This window comes from Flavobacterium sp., from assembly GCF_027531905.1.
Classification (GTDB): domain Bacteria; phylum Bacteroidota; class Bacteroidia; order Flavobacteriales; family Flavobacteriaceae; genus Flavobacterium.
The window spans coordinates 56,713-74,078 of the sequence record NZ_JAPZSU010000009.1; the positions used below are offsets into that span (position 1 = coordinate 56,713).

Sequence of the window (17,366 nt, forward strand, 5' to 3'; positions counted from 1 at the left end):
AAATGAAGCCCTTTTTTATAACTTTTATATACCTAAGCATAATTCTTAGTTCGTGCCAAGCACAAACCTCAAAGAATATTCAAGTATTAGAAGCCCCAGCTTTCGCTGAAAAAATAAAAAATACCGCCAACGCACAAATCCTTGACGTAAGAACGCCTCAAGAATTTTCGGGAGAACATTTAGACAAGGCCAAAAACATCAATTGGCTCAATGCTGATTTCGAAAAAAATACCGCTACACTTGATAAATCAAAACCCGTATTTGTATACTGCAAAGCAGGAAGTCGTAGCCAAAAAGCAGCCGAAAAGCTAGTAGAAATAGGATTCGCAACCATTTATGACCTTCAAGGTGGCATTCTAAAATGGGAAGCCGCTGGACTTTCAAAACCAAGTGACAAACTTGTTGGAATCAATCGTCAACAATTTGAGGCACTTTTAAAGTCGGACAAAAAAGTACTAATCAATTTCTTCGCTTCTTGGTGTGCGCCTTGTAAACAAATGGAACCGTACATCTCAAAAATGCAAAAAGAAAATAGCGACAAAGTGGTTATTATTCGTTTGAATGCCGATGAAAACAAAACCATTATGAAAGAACTAAAAGTAGAAGAACTTCCAACCCTACTTTTGTACGAAAACAACAACCTGAAATGGAAAAGTAGCGGTTTTGTAAGCGAAGAAGATTTGAAAAAACAAATACTATAAATTATGGTTTCTGAAAGCACGATACAATTCTTGAAAGATTTAAAAACCAACAACAACAGAGAGTGGTTTTTATACAATAAAAAACGATACGAAGCTGTAAAAAAAGAATACTACCAACTAACCGCTGATATATTGGATAGTATGAAGTCTTTAGATCCAGCCTTAGCATTTTTGGAAGTAAAAAACTGTGTATTCAGAATCAATCGCGATATTCGTTTTTCTAAAGATAAATCACCTTACAAAACCCATTTGGGCATTTGGCTTTCAACCGGTGCAAAAAATGCTGAAGCGGCTGGATATTATTTACAAATCGATGCTGAAAACCCTTTTGTTGGCGGCGGAATGTATTGTCCTCAACCCGAACAAATTCAGAAAATACGAAAAGAAATCAACTTTTTTTATAACGATTTAGTAGCCATAACAAGCGACAAAGATTTTGTTTCCAACTACAAAGCACTAAATCGTGACGAAAATTCAACGCTAAAAAATCCGCCAAGAGGCTACGAAAAAGACAACCCAGCGATTGAGTTTTTAAAATTAAAAAGCTACACCGCTACCGAAAATTTCAATCCTGAACTTTTGACGCACAAAGATTTTATTCCGTTAATGGTCCAAAAAATGATTGCTTTGCGACCATTGAACGAATTCCTCAACAGAGCTTTAGAAATAGAATAACCTGTTTGTAACAGACAAAATACTACTCCCTATGGAAATCCTCGAAAATTTTTCATTAAAAAAATACAACACTTTTGGCATTGAAGCCAAAGCCAAACAATTCGTTGCCGTTCACTCTACAGAAGAACTACAACAAGTGTTAGCACAGCATCCCAACGAAAAAAAATTCATTTTAGGCGGTGGCAGCAATATGTTGTTGACCCAAGACATTGACGCCTTGGTCATCCACATCGATTTGAAAGGAAAAAAAATAATCGATGCCAATGACGATTTCGTTTGGGTCGAAGCCCAAGCTGGCGAAAACTGGCACGAGTTCGTACTTTGGACCATCGACCAAGATTTTGGCGGACTAGAGAATATGTCGCTTATTCCGGGTAATGTGGGTACCACTCCCGTTCAAAACATTGGCGCTTACGGCACCGAAATCAAGGACACTTTTGTTTCGTGCCACGCTATGCACATAGCCACTCAAGAAATCAAAAATTTCACCAATACCGATTGCCATTTTGGATACCGCGAAAGCATTTTCAAAAACGAAGTTAAAGGTCAGTTTGTCATCACTAGTGTGATTTTTAAATTAACCAAAACAAATCACCACATCAACACTTCTTATGGCGACATTACTGGAGAATTAGCCAAAAAAGGCATTACGCAACCCACGCTAAAAGACGTGAGCAACGCCGTAATCGCCATCCGACAAAGCAAATTACCCGACCCAAAAGAATTAGGCAACAGCGGTAGTTTCTTCAAAAACCCAATCCTCCCAAAATCCGATTTCGAAAGCATTCATAAAAAATTCCCCGAAATGCGCTTTTTCGAGGTCTCACCAACCGAGGTCAAAGTACCTGCGGGTTGGCTAATCGAGCAGGCGGGTTTCAAAGGCAAACGCTTTGGCGACGCGGGAATCCACAAAAATCAGGCACTGGTGCTTGTCAATTATGGCAACGCAACGGGTCAAGAAATCGTGGCGGTCTCCAAAAACATCCAAGAAACCATTTTCAACACCTTTGGCATCCACATCGAAGCCGAGGTGAATATCATTTAGGAGCGAAACAATAGGCTATTCAGGAAACAAGGTTCCCGCTTTTCGCTATAATCTTTTGTGCCGAACCCCGGCACAAAAGGATTTTCGCTGCAATCGGGGCTAGCGAGCGACAAATTTTTTTTTTTTTTGTAAACATCTAAAAATTCCAAAAAATGTACACACCCGATATTTACCAACTAGAAAATCCCGATAGCATTCGCGCCTTTCTAAAAGAAAATGCTTTTGGTATATTAATCAATCAAACCAACGGAAAATTGTGGGCAACGCACATCCCAATGGAATTGGATTATAATAGCGAAGGAAAAGAAATCTTGCACGGTCACCTCTCCAAAGAAAACCCACAAGGCATCGCTCTTGAAGACAATACCGAAGTTTTGGCTGTTTTTACAGGTCCGCACGCTTACATTTCGTCTTCTTGGTACGACCACGAAAACGTCCCTACTTGGAATTACACCGCCGTTCACGTATATGGAAAAGTAAAAATCATTCACGGAGAAGCCATAATCGATTCTCTAACGAAATTGGTAGACAAATACGAGCAAGCCTCAGCCTGTCCGGTAAGGGTCAGTGAGTTATCCAAAGCTACAATGCGACAAGCTAGAGGCGTAATTGGTTTTGAAATTGAAATCACCCAAATTGAAGCGACACAAAAAATGTCTCAAAATCGCGACGACCACAATTACAAAAACATAATTCAAGAGCTAGAAAAAACGCAATCATCTTCAGCTATTGCCGTTGCAGGAGAAATGAAAAAATTAAGAAAGTAAATGACCGATTGTATGGAAAGTTTACAATTGATAATTAACTTTGCAGTCATTTTATCCGAAACCAATTAGCACCATGTTTTTATATCTACTGTACTTTTTTATCGCCTTAATTGTAATACAATTTGTATACTATATCGGTATTTTTAGTAAATTTTCCTTCACAAAACCAGAAGCAATTACCCCAAAAAACATTCCTATTTCGGTAATCGTTTGTGCCAAAAATGAAGAAGAAAACGTAAAAGAATACATTCCTATTCTTGCACAACAAGACTACCCTACCTTTGAATTAGTGCTAATTGACGATGCCTCAAGCGACGAAACATTAGAGGTTTTTGAAGCCTTTGAACAACAATACCCAAACATCCGATTAGTAAAAGTAAAAAACAACGAAGCCTTTTGGGGGAATAAAAAATACGCTTTGACCTTGGGGATTAAAGCCGCAAAATACGAACATTTGCTATTCACAGATGCCGATTGCTTCCCGCTTACCAAAGACTGGATTACCAATATGTCCGCTCATTTTGACCGTGACAAAAAAATAGTTTTAGCCTACGGAGGTTATATCAAAATCGCCAATTCTTTTTTAAACAAAATCATACGCTACGAAACCGTATTAACAGCAATACAATATTTTTCTTGGGCAAAAATCGGAAAACCATACATGGGAATCGGACGAAATTTAGCTTATAAAAGAGAAGTCTTTTTTGATGTAAACGGATTTATTGACCACATTCAAGTGCGCTCTGGAGACGATGATTTATTTGTAAATCAAGCTGCAAATAAAGAAAACACAACCATTGCTTTCGCTCCAGAAAGTTTTACGTATTCTGAACCTAAAAAAACATATAAAGACTGGTTTAATCAAAAAAGAAGACATATTACCACGGCAGAGCACTACAAAATAAGTGACCAAATTCAGTTAGGAGTATTTTATTGCACTCAATTGCTATTCCTAGTTGTCGGCATAATTTTATTGGCTTTTCAATACCAGTGGATTATCGTTGCGAGTATAATCGCATTTCGCTATCTTTTTACTTGGATAAGTTTTGGATTAGGAGCTAAAAAACTAAATGAAAAAGACATCATCTATTGGTATCCTGTTCTTGAAATTTGGCTTATATTTATGCAAATCAATATCTTTATTACCAATATTTTTTCAAAACCTGTACATTGGAAATAAATAAAAAAATTGAAAAAGCTAAAAAAGGAGATCAAATCGCCTTTACTTTCATTCTAGATCATTACTGGAATGAAGTATTTGGCTTTATGCTCAAAAGAACCGAAAACGAAACCGATGCGGAAGACATCACTATAGAAACATTCTCAAAAGCGTTCGATAAAATTAGCACCTACAATAGCGAATTTCAATTCAACACTTGGCTCATTGCCATTGCAAAAAATGTTCATATTGACCTACTTCGTAAGAAAAAATCAAATCTTTTTGTAGAAATCACCGAAGAACAAGACCGTCAAGCGTACAACATTGCCGATACAACTCCATCAGCGGAAGATGAATTGATTACGGAGCAAAACTTGTCTAGATTATTGCAATTCATCAAAGAATTAAAACCGCATTATCAAGAAGTTATTCAATTGCGTTATTTTCAAGAATTAAGTTACCAAGAAATCGCCACTAAAATTGACGAACCCATTAGTAATGTGAAAATTAAACTCTTGAGAGCTAAAAAGTTACTAGCCGAAATTATCCAGCAAAAACGCTAATTCCATCAAGAAATTAAATTTATTTATTTTAATTTCATAGCAAAAACACCACTTTACCACACATTATATATTTAAAAAGTTAAATACTTAAAATAATTTTCATCTTTTAACACAATAACAAAGCACTTGTACCCGTTGTTAAAAATAAAAATACTGCTTATGATTCTATAGTTACCTAACCTCTAAAACTATACACCATGTCTAAATTAAGTATTTACGAAAGCCGCTGGATTGATCTTGTTTTTGAAGACAAAAACAAAAATTATGGAGCCTATCAATTACGTCAAGAAAGTACCAAAAACACGGTATCTGCTTTTTTTCTTGGAATAATAGTAATCATCACTATCATCAGCATTGCATTAGTCATCAACAAACTAAGCCCGAATACCATCGCAGTGCCTGAAATCCCAGAAACTATATTTCGACCAATAGATTTAGACGAAATCATTCCGCTAACACCTGAAGAACCTGTTAAAAAAACAGCACTCCCAACGGTAAAAAATCCTGTAGAAAACGTGGTAACTTCCCAGCAAATGACCAATCCACAGATTGTAAATGCTCAAGCGGCTACTCCGGAGGTTCCTAAAAACAATGAATTCTCACAATCTAGCGCCTCTACTTCTAGCACAGGAGACGCTACAACTGGAACGACAACTACTGCAACACAAGGCATAACTCCCGAAGTAGAAGTACCCAATAATAGCATTATGAACACCACCATGCTAGACAAATCTCCAGAATTTCCTGGTGGAATGAAAAAATTCTACAATTACGTTGGGAATAATTTTTCAAAACCAGACATCGAAGGATTAGAAACCATCCGTGTATCTATAGCCTTTGTGATTGAAAAAGACGGAAGTATAACTGATATTCGCATCCTAAAAGACCCTGGTTACGGATTAGGACAAGAAGCCATTAGAGTATTAAAATCATTAAAAACAAAATGGACTCCTGGCATTTTAAATGGCAAACCCATGCGAACAGCCTACACCCTGCCCATAGTCATCAAGTCAGAATAATTAGAAAAAGCAGAGCTAAATGTTCTGCTTTTTTTATGATTATCGTCAAAAAACTGATGGGTTAACTTCTTTTTTTCAAAACAACTTTGCCCTATCTTTGTGACTCTGAAAAATGAAGATATGGAAACTACAACAGATAACACCTTACCAATAGGCAAACCAAAATGGTTAAAAGTAAAATTACCTATTGGACAAAAATATACCGAACTACGAGGATTAGTAGACAAATATAGCCTAAACACCATTTGTACTTCAGGAAGCTGCCCAAACATGGGAGAATGTTGGGGAGAAGGAACCGCTACATTTATGATTCTAGGAAATATTTGTACTCGTTCTTGTGGTTTTTGTGGCGTCAAAACAGGTAGACCTGAAACCATTGACTGGGATGAACCTGAAAAAGTAGCACGGTCAATAAAAATAATGAACATCAAACACGCTGTAATCACCAGTGTAGACAGAGATGATGTAAAAGATGGCGGTTCTATCATTTGGAACGAAACCGTAAAAGCGATTCGCAGAATGAATCCAAACACCACACTGGAAACGCTTATCCCAGATTTTCAAGGCATAGAAAGAAACATTGACCGCATTATTGAAGCCAACCCAGAAGTGGTTTCTCACAATGTAGAAACTGTGCGAAGATTAACTCGCGAAGTTCGCATTCAAGCCAAATATGATCGAAGCTTAGAAGTCTTGCGCTATTTAAAAGAAAAAGGCATCAACAGAACCAAATCTGGAATTATGTTAGGCCTTGGAGAACAAGAAGAAGAAGTTTTTCAAACCCTTAGAGATTTGCGTAATGCTAATGTTGATGTTGTTACTATTGGACAGTATTTGCAACCTAGTAAAAAACACCTTCCGGTAAAAGAATTCATTACACCAGAACAATTTGCAAAATACGAAGCCTATGCCTTAGAACTTGGCTTCAGACATGTAGAAAGCGGGCCACTTGTTCGCTCTTCATACAAAGCACAAAAACACATTTTATAAAAGGATTCCTAAAAAAGAATCGCAGAAACATATCAATACATTGAAAACAAGAATTGCAATTAATGGTTTTGGACGGATTGGTCGTAATTTATTTCGTCTTTTAGTCAATCATCCTACCATCGAAGTTGTCGCTATAAACGACATTACTGATGTAGCGACGATGGCGCACTTAATAAAATACGACAGTATTCATGGAATTTTACCTGAAAAAGTAAGTCATGATACAACTGGTTTAATCGTGGCCGACAAGCATTACTTGTTTTTCAATGAAAAAAACATAGCCAACCTAGATTGGAAAAAACACAACATTGACTATGTAATCGAATCTACGGGTAAATACAAAACTTTCGAAGAAATTAATGCTCACATTCTAGCAGGGGCAAAGAAAGTAATTCTGTCCGCCCCAGCCGAAGTAGAAAATATAAAAACAGTAGTTTTGGGTGTAAACGAGAATATCCTCGATGGCACTGAAATTATAATCTCTAATGCGAGTTGCACCACCAATAACGCAGCGCCTATGATTCAAATCATAGATGAATTGTGTGGTATTGAGCAAGCTTATATCACTACTATCCACTCCTATACAACCGATCAGAGCCTACACGACCAACCCCACAAAGACTTAAGAAGAGCTCGTGGCGCAAGTCAATCTATTGTTCCAACCACAACAGGAGCTGCCAAAGCACTAACAAAAATTTTTCCTAAATTGGAAGGTAAAATTGGAGGCTGCGGTATACGCGTGCCCGTTCCTGATGGTTCACTGACAGATATTACTTTTAATGTAAAAAGGGCTGTTACCATTGAAGAAATTAACAAAGCCTTTAAAAATGCTGCTCAAAATGAGCTAAAAGGAATACTAGATTACACCGAAGATCCTATTGTTTCTGTAGATATACTTGGCAACACACACTCTTGCCTTTTTGACGGCCAGCTTACTTCTGTTATAGACAAAATGGTAAAAGTTGTTGGATGGTACGACAATGAAATAGGCTATTCCTCTAGAATTATTGATTTGATTTTACACACAAAACAGGAATACAAAAAATGAAGCAACAAATAAGATACTTTTGGATTGTATTATTAGTCAATAGCACTATGCTATATGCTTCAACTACACAAATCATCGACAGTATTTCTATTTATCATAATTTATCACAATACAACTTCAAAATACACAATTACGAAAAAGCTATACATTTTGCGAACAAAGCTCTAAAAAACAGTCAAACCACCAAAAATATTGAAGCACAAATCGAAAGAAATTTTGTGCTTGGCAAGCTGTATTTTGATTTAAAAAAATTCAATGAAGCTCAAAATTATTTTGAACACAGCTTTCAATTGAATCCTAAAAGCCCTCCTGATTTCAATAAATTAAAAGCCCTCTATTTTGTAGGCTATTGTGAAATTGAAAAAAAAGAGTGGAACAAAGCCTCTCTATCTTTTGCGAAAGCAGACAGTTTAACCACTACGCCTGACCTTATAACTAAGGTTAACCCGTTGCTTTTAAAAAAAGCAAAATTGTATTTCAGCAACAATCAATCCGAAATTGCCCTACAAAACTTTGATCGACTTCTTGCCAATGCAGACCCTGCAACTGATAAAAGCTACAAAGAAGAAGCCTATTTGTATAAAGGAATCATTACTTTACAAACAAAAAACTATACTATAGCTCGTGATTTTTTAGAAAAAGCATTGGAGTTAAATAAAATTACCCAAAACCTAAAAAGTAAAGGAGATATTTTACTACAACTTAGTAAATGCTATAAAGGAATGCGGAATTTTGACCAAGCTTATGCTTATCTTGAAGAGCATCATTTGCTAAGAATACATTTAGCCGAAATTATAAGCTCAAAACAAAACCAAGAGAATTTAAAGAAACTCAAACATGAAGAAGAATACAAAGCCATCTTAAAGGAAAAAAAAGAGCAACAACAAACGGAAGAAAACAACAAATACTCCAAATTAATCAACATTTTAGCTATTGCTTTAATCACGATTTTGTCACTTTTGAGTTTGTCCTTATACAAAAACAACATCATAAGAAATGAAAGCAATAAATTATTAAAAGAAAAAAATCAAGAATTAATTATTGCCAAAGATAATGCTGAAAAAGCCTCTAAAGCCAGAGCTGAATTTCTCTCGACAGTGAGTCATGAATTGCGCACGCCGCTCAATGCAATCAACGGAATAACCCATTTATTATTAGAAGAAAACCCAAAAAAATCACAACTAAATTATTTGGCCTCGCTACAATTTTCAGGTAATTATTTAGCCACTTTTATTAATGAAATCCTTGAAATTAATAAAATTGAATCCAATAAAATTGAATTAGAAAGCATTCCTTTTCACCTAAAAGAATTACTTGAAAACATTCAAAGTTCGCTCAATAAATTTGCATTGACCAATAATAATGAATTCAACTTAGAATTTGATGACAACATCCCGAATTATCTCATCGGAGACCCAACAAAACTCTCCCAAGTTTTCTTGAATTTAATCAATAATGCTTTAAAATTTACCCGAGACGGAAAAGTTACTATTGTAGCCAAACTGTTTAAATCAAAAGAAGAAGAAATTGTCAAAATTAATTTTCAAATCATCGATACCGGAATTGGCATCCCCAAAGAAAAGCTCGAATTGGTTTTTGAAAACTTCACACAAGGTTCGGTAGAAATCAACAGAAAATATGGCGGAACCGGACTAGGCTTAACCATAGTAAAAAAATTAGTCAAAGTCTTGGGAGGAAAAATAAAGCTTATCAGCGAAGAAGGAAAAGGCTCTACATTCTCCTTCACCTTACCTTTTAAAATCGCAGAAAGTCTTGAAAAATCTTGTGATAAAATAGTAAATTATGACGAAGAGCATTTCAAAAGCAAAAAAATATTGTTGGTAGAAGACAACAAAATCAACCAAATGATTACCAAGAAAATGCTTGAAAACAAAGGTATTATGTGCCTAATCATCGATAATGGAGAAAGCGCAGTAAAACTGATGCACAATCACGATTATGACTTAGTACTAATGGACGTCCATTTGCCTGGCATTAATGGTACCGAAGCGACTAAACAAATTAGAGCTTTCGATATTAAAACACCAATCATAGCCTTGACCGCAATTTCATTGGATGAAAACAGAGAAATGCTGCTTTCTTACGGAATGAATGATGTCATCACGAAACCATTCATTCCTGAAGAATTTTACACTATTATTTCTAAATACATTGCAAACTAATACGTTAAAATAAGCTCTCGAATTAATTGTCTCACTTTGGGCTCCGCTGCCTTGGCTGCCTCAAGCACTTCATCATGCGAAATAGTATCAATATTATTTGCGTCCCCTATATCTGTTATAACCGAAATACCAAAAGTTTCTACATCCATATGGCGAGCTACGATAACCTCTGGCACAGTAGACATTCCAACACAATCAGCGCCTAGTATTTTGACCATTTTATATTCGGCCAAAGTTTCAAAAGTAGGCCCTTGTAATCCTAAATAAATTCCAAGATTAATGTTAATCGCTAAATCTGTTGCCAAAGAGGAAGCATGGGCAATCATTTTTCTGCTATAAGGTTCGCTCATATTTACAAAACGAGGCCCAAAACGTTCGTCATTTTGCCCACGTAAAGGATGTTCTGGTAAAAAATTGATATGATCCTTCAAGACAACAATAGAACCGACTTGATAATCTGAATTGACTCCACCCGAAGCATTAGAAACAACTAATTTGGTCATCCCTAAATACTTCATTACTCGAACAGGAAACGTCACTTCCTTCATTGAATAGCCTTCATAAAAATGGAAGCGCCCTTGCATCGCTACAACTTTCTTGTCACCAATAGTTCCAAAAACCAAGGCACCTTTATGACCTTGAACCGTTGATACCGGAAAATTAGGAATTTCATTATACGGTAAAGTATATACTATTTCCATTTCATCTGTAAAACTACCTAATCCCGAGCCTAAAATCACACCATATTCGGGGGTAAAATTGACTTTCGTTTGAATAAAATTAACGGTTTCTTGAACTTGTTCCCACATAATTTAAAATTGTTTGATCGAATTCCTTTTCATTATTGATAAAAGAACTTCGAATTGGTAAATAATATAATTGCTCGAAAAGAATAGAATCTTTCAATCGAACATAATCTTTTTCGGTAGTAATAATTTTTCTACCCTTGGCTTGCTTTTGAATGGCTACAATCTCGCTTTCGCTAAAATGATGATGATCTGGAAATGTTAAACAAATATCATTTTCTCTTTTTAAGTACTCAAAAAAAGGTTCTGGCTTTGCAATTCCTGCCAAAAGCAATTTGGAGTCATTTCCTAAATCGATTATTTTTGTCTTTGACTCTTTAGAATAAATCGAATCTTCATAGTCGACAAAAGTAAAATATAATTGCTGATTTTCGGCTAGCTTTAATTGGCTTTTAACACTTATTTGTTCCGCCATAGACAGGTTCTTAGGGCATTTGGTAACCACCACAATCGCAGCTCTTTGAGCACCACTGCGACTTTCTCTTAAATTTCCAGCAGGCAATAGAAAATCATTGGCATATAAATCTCCGTAAGCGGTTAATAGAATATAAAAACCTGCTTTTACTTTGCGGTGTTGATAAGCGTCATCTAATAAAATAATTTCAGGAGTACTCTTTTGGGACAACAATTGTTCGATACCATTTTTTCTATTGGCATCTACAGCCACTTGAATAACAGGAAACTTTTTAAAAAACTGAAACGGTTCATCTCCCAAAATCGCTGCATTTACAGATGAATCAGCTAGCAAAAAACCTTTAGATTGCCGCTTGTACCCTCGACTCAAAGTTGCCACTCTGTATTTGCTCGAAAACAACCGAATCAAATATTCAATTTGTGGGGTTTTGCCCGTTCCGCCAACACTTAAATTACCAACAGCTATAATGGGTATTGAAAACGAATACGATTTTAAAAATCCAATATCAAAAAGAAAATTTCGGATAGTAGTAATAAAGCCATATACAACAGCAAAAGGAAAAAGTAATATTCGGAGTAATTTCATAGTACGAAATTATAACAAATTGAGCATTTGAGACGCATCATCTAAGAAAAAGTCATTACTTATTATTCTCACGAATTAACTCGAGATATGCTTTTTGTTTCTTGAGTAAAAAATCCAGCAATGTCAATTCGTCTTTGTTTATAAAAACTTTTTTTGATTCAGGGTCTTCTTTGCAATAGCTCAAGAAATTATCTATTTCATTTTTCTGAAGACCAAGCTTCTGCTTATAAAAAGACTCGTCAATACTAGCTTTAGCATAAGCTATGAAATCTTCCTCAGGCTGTTTTTTTCGTTTTGGGTTGTCTGAATTTTTGAAAAAACTGATTATTTTTCTTCCAATTTCCATAAAATCCATCCCGTTGGTAATGGTACCATCATAGACAAAAGGATTTTTTGGATTTGCAGCTTGTTTATCAATTCGAGCCGCAGCCGCTTGCTCATAAGTAAACTTAGGCACTTTTAATTTTGTGTTTTTAATGACAACTTCATCCAATTCGACAGCTGATCTAATGAGGTTTACCCTCCATTGTTCCTGCTGAAAGAACTCTGGAACAACGACCACCTTTTTAAAAACATACTCTTTTGAATAAAACGCTAAAACATCTTTATTTCTGGCTGAAATCACAAAAAAACCTCGACTATCGGTTTTGGTACTTTGCTCTGAAGTCAAATTGATTACTTCGATTCCACTAACCGCCAATGTGTCGCACATCACTTTCCCTTTCAGCAAAGTAGTGGTTTGTGCAAAACCAAAAGAGAAAAATAAAAGCCCAAAAACAATGGCGAGTTGCTTCATAATTGCATAAAAATTAGACTACAAAACTACCCAATTATCGTTCTGACTTTCAAAAACTATCCTAATTTACTGTTAATGAATATTTAAATTTTATTCTTCGAAGAAAAAAAGAGAACAAATAGCCCTTTTATAATTATTCAATAAAAAAACTAAAAAGTGTATATTTGTTAGGCTTTTCAGGTACTCTCAATTGAAAACCAAATCAATCTAATACTCAAAATTCTTTTGAATGAAAATAAAACAAATCCTTGCTTTACTTGAAGAAATGGCGCCATTAGGTTACGCAGAAGATTTCGACAATGTAGGCTTATTAGTGGGTGACCAAGATACCGAAGCTACTGGTGTTTTGGTTTGTCACGACGCCCTAGAAAATGTAATCACAGAAGCAATTAATAAAAATTGCAATTTGGTCGTGTGCTTTCACCCTATTCTTTTTTCGGGCATTAAAAAAATTACGGGCAAAAATTATGTTGAAAAAGCGATTCTAAAAGCGATTAAAAACGACATTGCCATCTATGCCGTTCATACCGCTTTAGACAATCATCCTGAAGGTGTAAATCAAATCTTCTGCGATGCCTTGGGCTTATCGAACACCAAAATATTGGTTCCCAAACAAAACTATATTCGCAAATTAGTTACCTACACGATACGAGAAAATGCAGATGCCGTTCGAAACGCTTTGTTTCAAGCGGGTGCTGGAAGCATTGGTAATTATGATAATTGCAGCTTCAATTCAGAGGGGACTTTCACCTATCAAGGCAACGAAAATAGTAATCCAGTTGTAGGGCTAATAGGCGTTTTATCAACAGGAACCGAAACCAAAATAGAAGTTGTTTTTGAAAAACATTTGCAGTCAAAAGTTCTAAAAGCATTATTTACTACTCATATCTACGAAGAAGTAGCTTACGAAATTTATGATTTGCAAAACAATTACCAAAAAATTGGACTAGGAATGGTCGGTGAACTAGAGGAACCGATGGAGGAATCTTACTTTTTGCATTTTGTAAAAGAAAAAATGCAAGCAGAAGGCATTCGATATTCGGCATTTTTGGGTCGCCCCATCAAAAAAGTAGCCGTTTTGGGTGGTGCAGGAAGTTTTGCTATTTCACAAGCCATTCAAGCAGGAGCCGATGCCTATTTGACCGCAGATTTGAAATATCATCAGTTTTATGAAGCAGAAAATCGAATACTTTTAGCAGATATCGGACATTTTGAAAGCGAACGTTATACAAAAAATTATATTGTTGAGTATCTTCGAAAAAAAATCCTTAATTTTGCACCCGTCTCGCTACCAAGCGGAATCATTTTATCAGAAGAAAATACAAATCCAGTTAAGTACTTATAGAATATGGCTACTACGAAAGAATTAAGTGTTGAAGAAAAGTTAAGAGCAATCTACGATTTACAACTTATTGACTCAAGAATTGACGAAATTAGAAACGTAAGAGGAGAGCTTCCTTTAGAGGTGGAAGATTTAGAAGACGAAGTTGCAGGTTTAAGCACTCGTACCGAAAAATTAAAAGCAGATCTTGAGGTTATCGAAGACTTGATTAAAGTAAAGAAAAATGCCATCGATGAGCACAAAGAAGCGATTAAAAAATACACCAAACAACAAGAAACGGTTCGTAACAATCGTGAATTCAATTCTTTGACAAAAGAAGTAGAGTTTCAAGAATTAGAAATTCAATTGGCTGAAAAGCAAATCAAAGAAATGAAAGCTTCCATCGAACACAAAAAAGAAGTTATCACTAATTCTAGAGAAAAATTAGAAGCTAAAACTTCTCATTTAAAACATAAAAAATCAGAGTTAGAAGCAATTATGGCTGAAACTCAAAAAGAAGAGCAATTTTTAACTGAAAAATCTGCGGAATATCAAGCGAATATTGAACCACGTCTTTTGGCTGCTTACAACAGAATCAGAAGCAGTGTTCGTAACGGATTAGCGGTAGTTTCTATTGAAAGAGGAGCTTCTGCAGGTTCATTCTTTACTATTCCACCACAAACGCAAGTTGAAATTGCTGCAAGAAAGAAAATCATCATCGATGAGCACTCAGGAAGAATCTTGGTTGATAGTGTCCTTGCTGAGGAAGAAAGAGAAAAAATGGAACAATTGTTCTCAACAATCTAAATCTAACAAGCCTCCTTTTTAGGAGGCTTTTTTGATATGAAAAAAACCGCACTTTATCTTTATATCAAATTCTTAGGTTTAGGATTAAATATACTAAGTTTTGCGTTCCCAAAAAAAGCAACCAAAATTGCTTATGGTTTATTTAGCGAACCAAGAGCTGGGAAACTAAATAACGAACAACTTCCTGAGATTCTTCAACAGGCACAATCCGAAAAAATAAGTTATGAAGACTCTTTTTTTCAAACCTACACTTGGAAAGGGAATGACACTATAATTTTATTAGTACACGGATGGGAGAGCAATGCCTCTCGTTGGGAAAAATTATTACCGTTCCTAAAAAAGTCTGGTAGTACCATTGTTGCTATTGATGCACCTGCCCACGGTCTGTCTAGCGGTAAAGAATTTAGTATTCCACAATATGCAGCATTCATTCATCTTGCAGTTCAAAAATTCAATCCTGATTACCTTATTGGCCATTCCATTGGAGGTCAAACGTGTTTGTATTACCAATCGATGTATCAAAACAAAGCGATAAAAAAAATGGTGATTTTAGGTACTCCAAGTGATTTTAGCATTATACTTTCCAATTTCATCAAATTATTGCGGCTCAATACTACCATTGCCAAAAATATCGAGAATCATTATTTAAACCATTTTAAGTTAGACATTCATCAATTCTCAAGTCAACTGTTTGCTAAAAAAGTGGATACAAAAGGTTTTATTGCGCACGATACATTAGACCCTGTGGTAAAAATTGCAGAAGCTAAAAAAATTGCTGCCACTTGGAAAGATGCCATTTTCTATGAAACTAATGGCTTGGGACATAGTATGCACGACAACCAACTGTATCATAAAGTAAGTGATTTTTTATTCGAAAAAGAAAGCTAAAAATCCTCTCAAAACACAATTTTAATTATAAAAACAAACAATTGTATTAGTATCATAAACTGCTATTCAATTTTGTATTTTTGCATTATGGAAGAAAATCTAAAACGACTCAATAAATTCATTGGCGAAACAGGATATTGTTCTCGTCGTGAAGCCGATAAACTAATCGAAGAAGGCCGAGTGACCATTAATGGTGTGGTTCCTGAAATGGGTACTAAAGTTTCGCCTCAAGATGAAGTACGCATAGACGGAAAATTGATTACTGAAAAACACGAAAAATTAGTGTACTTGGCTTTCAACAAACCCGTAGGCATTGAGTGCACAACCAATCTAGAAGTTCGTAACAATATCGTAGATTACATCAATTATCCAAAACGTATTTTTCCAATTGGCCGATTGGACAAAGCCAGTGAAGGTTTGATTTTTATGACCAATGATGGGGATATTGTAAACAAAATTTTGCGCGCGAGAAACAACCACGAAAAAGAATATACAGTTACCGTAAACAAACCCATAACCGACCGTTTCATTCAAAGAATGGGTAACGGTATTCCGATTTTGGAAACAGTAACTCGCAAATGCAAAGTAGAGCAAATCAGTAAATACACCTTCAAAATTATTTTAACACAAGGCTTAAATCGTCAAATACGAAGAATGTGCGAATATTTAGGCTATGAAGTAACTGCTTTGAAACGAATCCGAATCATTAATATCTCATTGGATATTCCAGTAGGACGTTACAGAGACCTAACAGATGCAGAAATCAAAGAACTCAATACGCTAATAGAACCTTCAAGTAAAACAGAAGAAGCCAGCTTGCCCAAGGCTGAAGCTCCAAAACGAAGAGCCGAGTTCATCAAAAAAGAAGATATTAGATTCAAGAAAAGAGGCGATTATTAAATAGAAAACCCAAGATGAGCGTCTTGGGTTTTATTATTTATGTCTTAGTCTTTTATAAACTCATAATACAAAACCTTAGATAAAAAAGATTCCTTTTTTTGTTGATAAATAAAACCTTGTCTATAGGAATATTGCTCAGGAGCATTGATTTTGTTCGCTAAAAAATAGTTTTCCCTCGCTTCATCATTAAAATTCAAGCTACACAGAAAAGCAGGCTCCACTCCTTTCCCTACCGAAATATTGTAGACTGTAATTACATTTCCCCAATTGATACAAGCACACACCAGAATGGTTTCATAAAAAAACCACGCCATTTGATTAAAAATATAAGCATTGGTCTTTTGACAAATAATCTTTATGAAAGTATACCCCAAACCTATAAAAGCCAAAATCAAGAAGGCATAAACCCCCAATCTTTTGTATGTAAGACCAAAAAAAGCAACATATTCAGAATTCTTGATAAACGTACTTATGATTAATACAGCATTCAAAACAATCCAAATTTTGGCCAAACGTTTAAGATTAATAGCTTTTTTATCAAAATTAAAACCACCTTTAAAACCTGAACTCGATTAATAATTTGGGTTGAAAATATTGCACAAAAAGGTAAAATTTAGTATATTTAAATCTCTGACAATTAAATATTTAACTAAATTCTACCTTATGATTTGTTTCGATAAAATTACTGATATTTTTTC

The 17,366-nt window shown here is 35.3% G+C and carries 18 protein-coding genes; 14 read left to right on the top strand and 4 right to left on the bottom strand.

What is annotated here, in order from left to right; translation table 11 throughout:
* Positions 1-2 precede the first annotated feature (2 nt).
* The 10 genes from O9307_RS03145 (at position 3) to O9307_RS03190 (ending at position 10,150) form a co-directional block, all read left to right on the top strand.
* Positions 3-701, top strand: a complete 699-nt coding sequence (locus O9307_RS03145; protein WP_298295240.1) for a thioredoxin domain-containing protein — start codon at positions 3-5, stop codon at positions 699-701.
* Positions 702-704: 3 nt separating this feature from the next.
* A complete protein-coding gene (locus O9307_RS03150; RefSeq protein ID WP_298295242.1) occupies positions 705-1,376 on the top strand; it encodes a DUF2461 domain-containing protein in 672 nt (223 codons plus the stop codon).
* 31 nt (positions 1,377-1,407) lie between these two features.
* Positions 1,408-2,421 carry a UDP-N-acetylmuramate dehydrogenase gene (murB, locus tag O9307_RS03155; protein ID WP_298295244.1) on the top strand — a complete coding sequence of 338 codons (1,014 nt, stop codon included), beginning with the start codon at positions 1,408-1,410 and terminating at the stop codon, positions 2,419-2,421.
* A gap of 152 nt (positions 2,422-2,573) precedes the next feature.
* On the top strand, positions 2,574-3,188 hold the full coding sequence (locus tag O9307_RS03160; RefSeq protein WP_298295246.1) for an FMN-binding negative transcriptional regulator: 615 nt from the start codon (positions 2,574-2,576) through the stop codon (positions 3,186-3,188).
* Positions 3,189-3,261: 73 nt separating this feature from the next.
* A complete protein-coding gene (locus tag O9307_RS03165) occupies positions 3,262-4,368 on the top strand; it encodes a glycosyltransferase (RefSeq protein WP_298295248.1) in 1,107 nt (368 codons plus the stop codon).
* The gene (locus O9307_RS03170) at positions 4,359-4,910 is read left to right on the top strand and encodes a sigma-70 family RNA polymerase sigma factor (protein ID WP_298295250.1); all 552 of its coding nucleotides are present in this window, start codon (positions 4,359-4,361) and stop codon (positions 4,908-4,910) included. Before O9307_RS03165 ends, O9307_RS03170 begins: the two co-directional genes overlap by 10 nt.
* Before the next feature lie 197 nt (positions 4,911-5,107).
* A complete protein-coding gene (locus tag O9307_RS03175; protein WP_298295252.1) occupies positions 5,108-5,929 on the top strand; it encodes an energy transducer TonB in 822 nt (273 codons plus the stop codon).
* A 120-nt stretch (positions 5,930-6,049) separates the two neighbouring features.
* Complete coding sequence (gene lipA / locus O9307_RS03180) at positions 6,050-6,919, top strand: lipoyl synthase (RefSeq protein WP_064714359.1); 870 nt, start codon at positions 6,050-6,052, stop codon at positions 6,917-6,919.
* 40 nt (positions 6,920-6,959) lie between these two features.
* A complete protein-coding gene (gene gap / locus O9307_RS03185; protein ID WP_298295256.1) occupies positions 6,960-7,967 on the top strand; it encodes a type I glyceraldehyde-3-phosphate dehydrogenase in 1,008 nt (335 codons plus the stop codon).
* Positions 7,964-10,150 (top strand): ATP-binding protein, encoded by a 2,187-nt coding sequence (locus tag O9307_RS03190; RefSeq protein WP_298295258.1) that lies wholly within the window; start codon positions 7,964-7,966, stop codon positions 10,148-10,150. Before gap ends, O9307_RS03190 begins: the two co-directional genes overlap by 4 nt.
* Here the strand turns inward: O9307_RS03190 and O9307_RS03195 are convergent.
* Genes O9307_RS03195 through O9307_RS03205 form a run of 3 tightly spaced genes read right to left on the bottom strand, consistent with a single transcriptional unit; the run spans position 10,147 to position 12,752 of the window.
* Positions 10,147-10,959 carry a purine-nucleoside phosphorylase gene (locus tag O9307_RS03195; protein WP_298295260.1) on the bottom strand — a complete coding sequence of 271 codons (813 nt, stop codon included), beginning with the start codon at positions 10,957-10,959 and terminating at the stop codon, positions 10,147-10,149. The two genes, O9307_RS03190 and O9307_RS03195, sit on opposite strands and share 4 nt — an antisense overlap.
* Positions 10,931-11,956, bottom strand: coding sequence for a tetraacyldisaccharide 4'-kinase (lpxK, locus tag O9307_RS03200; protein WP_298295262.1), 1,026 nt, complete (start codon positions 11,954-11,956; stop codon positions 10,931-10,933). Before lpxK ends, O9307_RS03195 begins: the two co-directional genes overlap by 29 nt.
* A gap of 55 nt (positions 11,957-12,011) precedes the next feature.
* Positions 12,012-12,752 (bottom strand): hypothetical protein, encoded by a 741-nt coding sequence (locus O9307_RS03205; protein ID WP_298295264.1) that lies wholly within the window; start codon positions 12,750-12,752, stop codon positions 12,012-12,014.
* 229 nt (positions 12,753-12,981) lie between these two features.
* Here O9307_RS03205 and O9307_RS03210 point away from each other — a divergent pair, with 229 nt between their 5' ends.
* The 4 genes from O9307_RS03210 (at position 12,982) to rluF (ending at position 16,668) form a co-directional block, all read left to right on the top strand.
* Positions 12,982-14,097 carry a Nif3-like dinuclear metal center hexameric protein gene (locus O9307_RS03210; protein WP_298295266.1) on the top strand — a complete coding sequence of 372 codons (1,116 nt, stop codon included), beginning with the start codon at positions 12,982-12,984 and terminating at the stop codon, positions 14,095-14,097.
* Positions 14,098-14,100: 3 nt separating this feature from the next.
* Positions 14,101-14,880 (top strand): hypothetical protein, encoded by a 780-nt coding sequence (locus tag O9307_RS03215; protein ID WP_298295269.1) that lies wholly within the window; start codon positions 14,101-14,103, stop codon positions 14,878-14,880.
* Between the two features lie 36 nt (positions 14,881-14,916).
* Positions 14,917-15,768, top strand: a complete 852-nt coding sequence (locus tag O9307_RS03220; RefSeq protein ID WP_298295271.1) for an alpha/beta fold hydrolase — start codon at positions 14,917-14,919, stop codon at positions 15,766-15,768.
* An 87-nt stretch (positions 15,769-15,855) separates the two neighbouring features.
* A complete protein-coding gene (rluF, locus tag O9307_RS03225) occupies positions 15,856-16,668 on the top strand; it encodes a 23S rRNA pseudouridine(2604) synthase RluF (protein ID WP_298295272.1) in 813 nt (270 codons plus the stop codon).
* Positions 16,669-16,712: 44 nt separating this feature from the next.
* Here rluF and O9307_RS03230 read toward each other — a convergent pair whose 3' ends face one another.
* Positions 16,713-17,195, bottom strand: coding sequence for a DUF4153 domain-containing protein (locus O9307_RS03230; RefSeq protein ID WP_366099944.1), 483 nt, complete (start codon positions 17,193-17,195; stop codon positions 16,713-16,715).
* Positions 17,196-17,366 lie beyond the last annotated feature (171 nt).

Coding starts and splice junctions, on each gene's coding strand:
- O9307_RS03165 (WP_298295248.1), top strand. CDS start 3,262: ATGTTTTTATATCTACTGTACTTTTTTATCGCCTTAATTGTAATACAA.
- O9307_RS03175 (WP_298295252.1), top strand. CDS start 5,108: ATGTCTAAATTAAGTATTTACGAAAGCCGCTGGATTGATCTTGTTTTT.
- O9307_RS03145 (WP_298295240.1), top strand. CDS start 3: ATGAAGCCCTTTTTTATAACTTTTATATACCTAAGCATAATTCTTAGT.
- O9307_RS03210 (WP_298295266.1), top strand. CDS start 12,982: ATGAAAATAAAACAAATCCTTGCTTTACTTGAAGAAATGGCGCCATTA.
- O9307_RS03195 (WP_298295260.1), bottom strand. CDS start 10,959: ATGTGGGAACAAGTTCAAGAAACCGTTAATTTTATTCAAACGAAAGTC.
- O9307_RS03150 (WP_298295242.1), top strand. CDS start 705: ATGGTTTCTGAAAGCACGATACAATTCTTGAAAGATTTAAAAACCAAC.
- lpxK (WP_298295262.1), bottom strand. CDS start 11,956: ATGAAATTACTCCGAATATTACTTTTTCCTTTTGCTGTTGTATATGGC.
- O9307_RS03215 (WP_298295269.1), top strand. CDS start 14,101: ATGGCTACTACGAAAGAATTAAGTGTTGAAGAAAAGTTAAGAGCAATC.
- O9307_RS03220 (WP_298295271.1), top strand. CDS start 14,917: ATGAAAAAAACCGCACTTTATCTTTATATCAAATTCTTAGGTTTAGGA.
- O9307_RS03160 (WP_298295246.1), top strand. CDS start 2,574: ATGTACACACCCGATATTTACCAACTAGAAAATCCCGATAGCATTCGC.
- lipA (WP_064714359.1), top strand. CDS start 6,050: ATGGAAACTACAACAGATAACACCTTACCAATAGGCAAACCAAAATGG.
- O9307_RS03190 (WP_298295258.1), top strand. CDS start 7,964: ATGAAGCAACAAATAAGATACTTTTGGATTGTATTATTAGTCAATAGC.
- O9307_RS03205 (WP_298295264.1), bottom strand. CDS start 12,752: ATGAAGCAACTCGCCATTGTTTTTGGGCTTTTATTTTTCTCTTTTGGT.
- murB (WP_298295244.1), top strand. CDS start 1,408: ATGGAAATCCTCGAAAATTTTTCATTAAAAAAATACAACACTTTTGGC.
- rluF (WP_298295272.1), top strand. CDS start 15,856: ATGGAAGAAAATCTAAAACGACTCAATAAATTCATTGGCGAAACAGGA.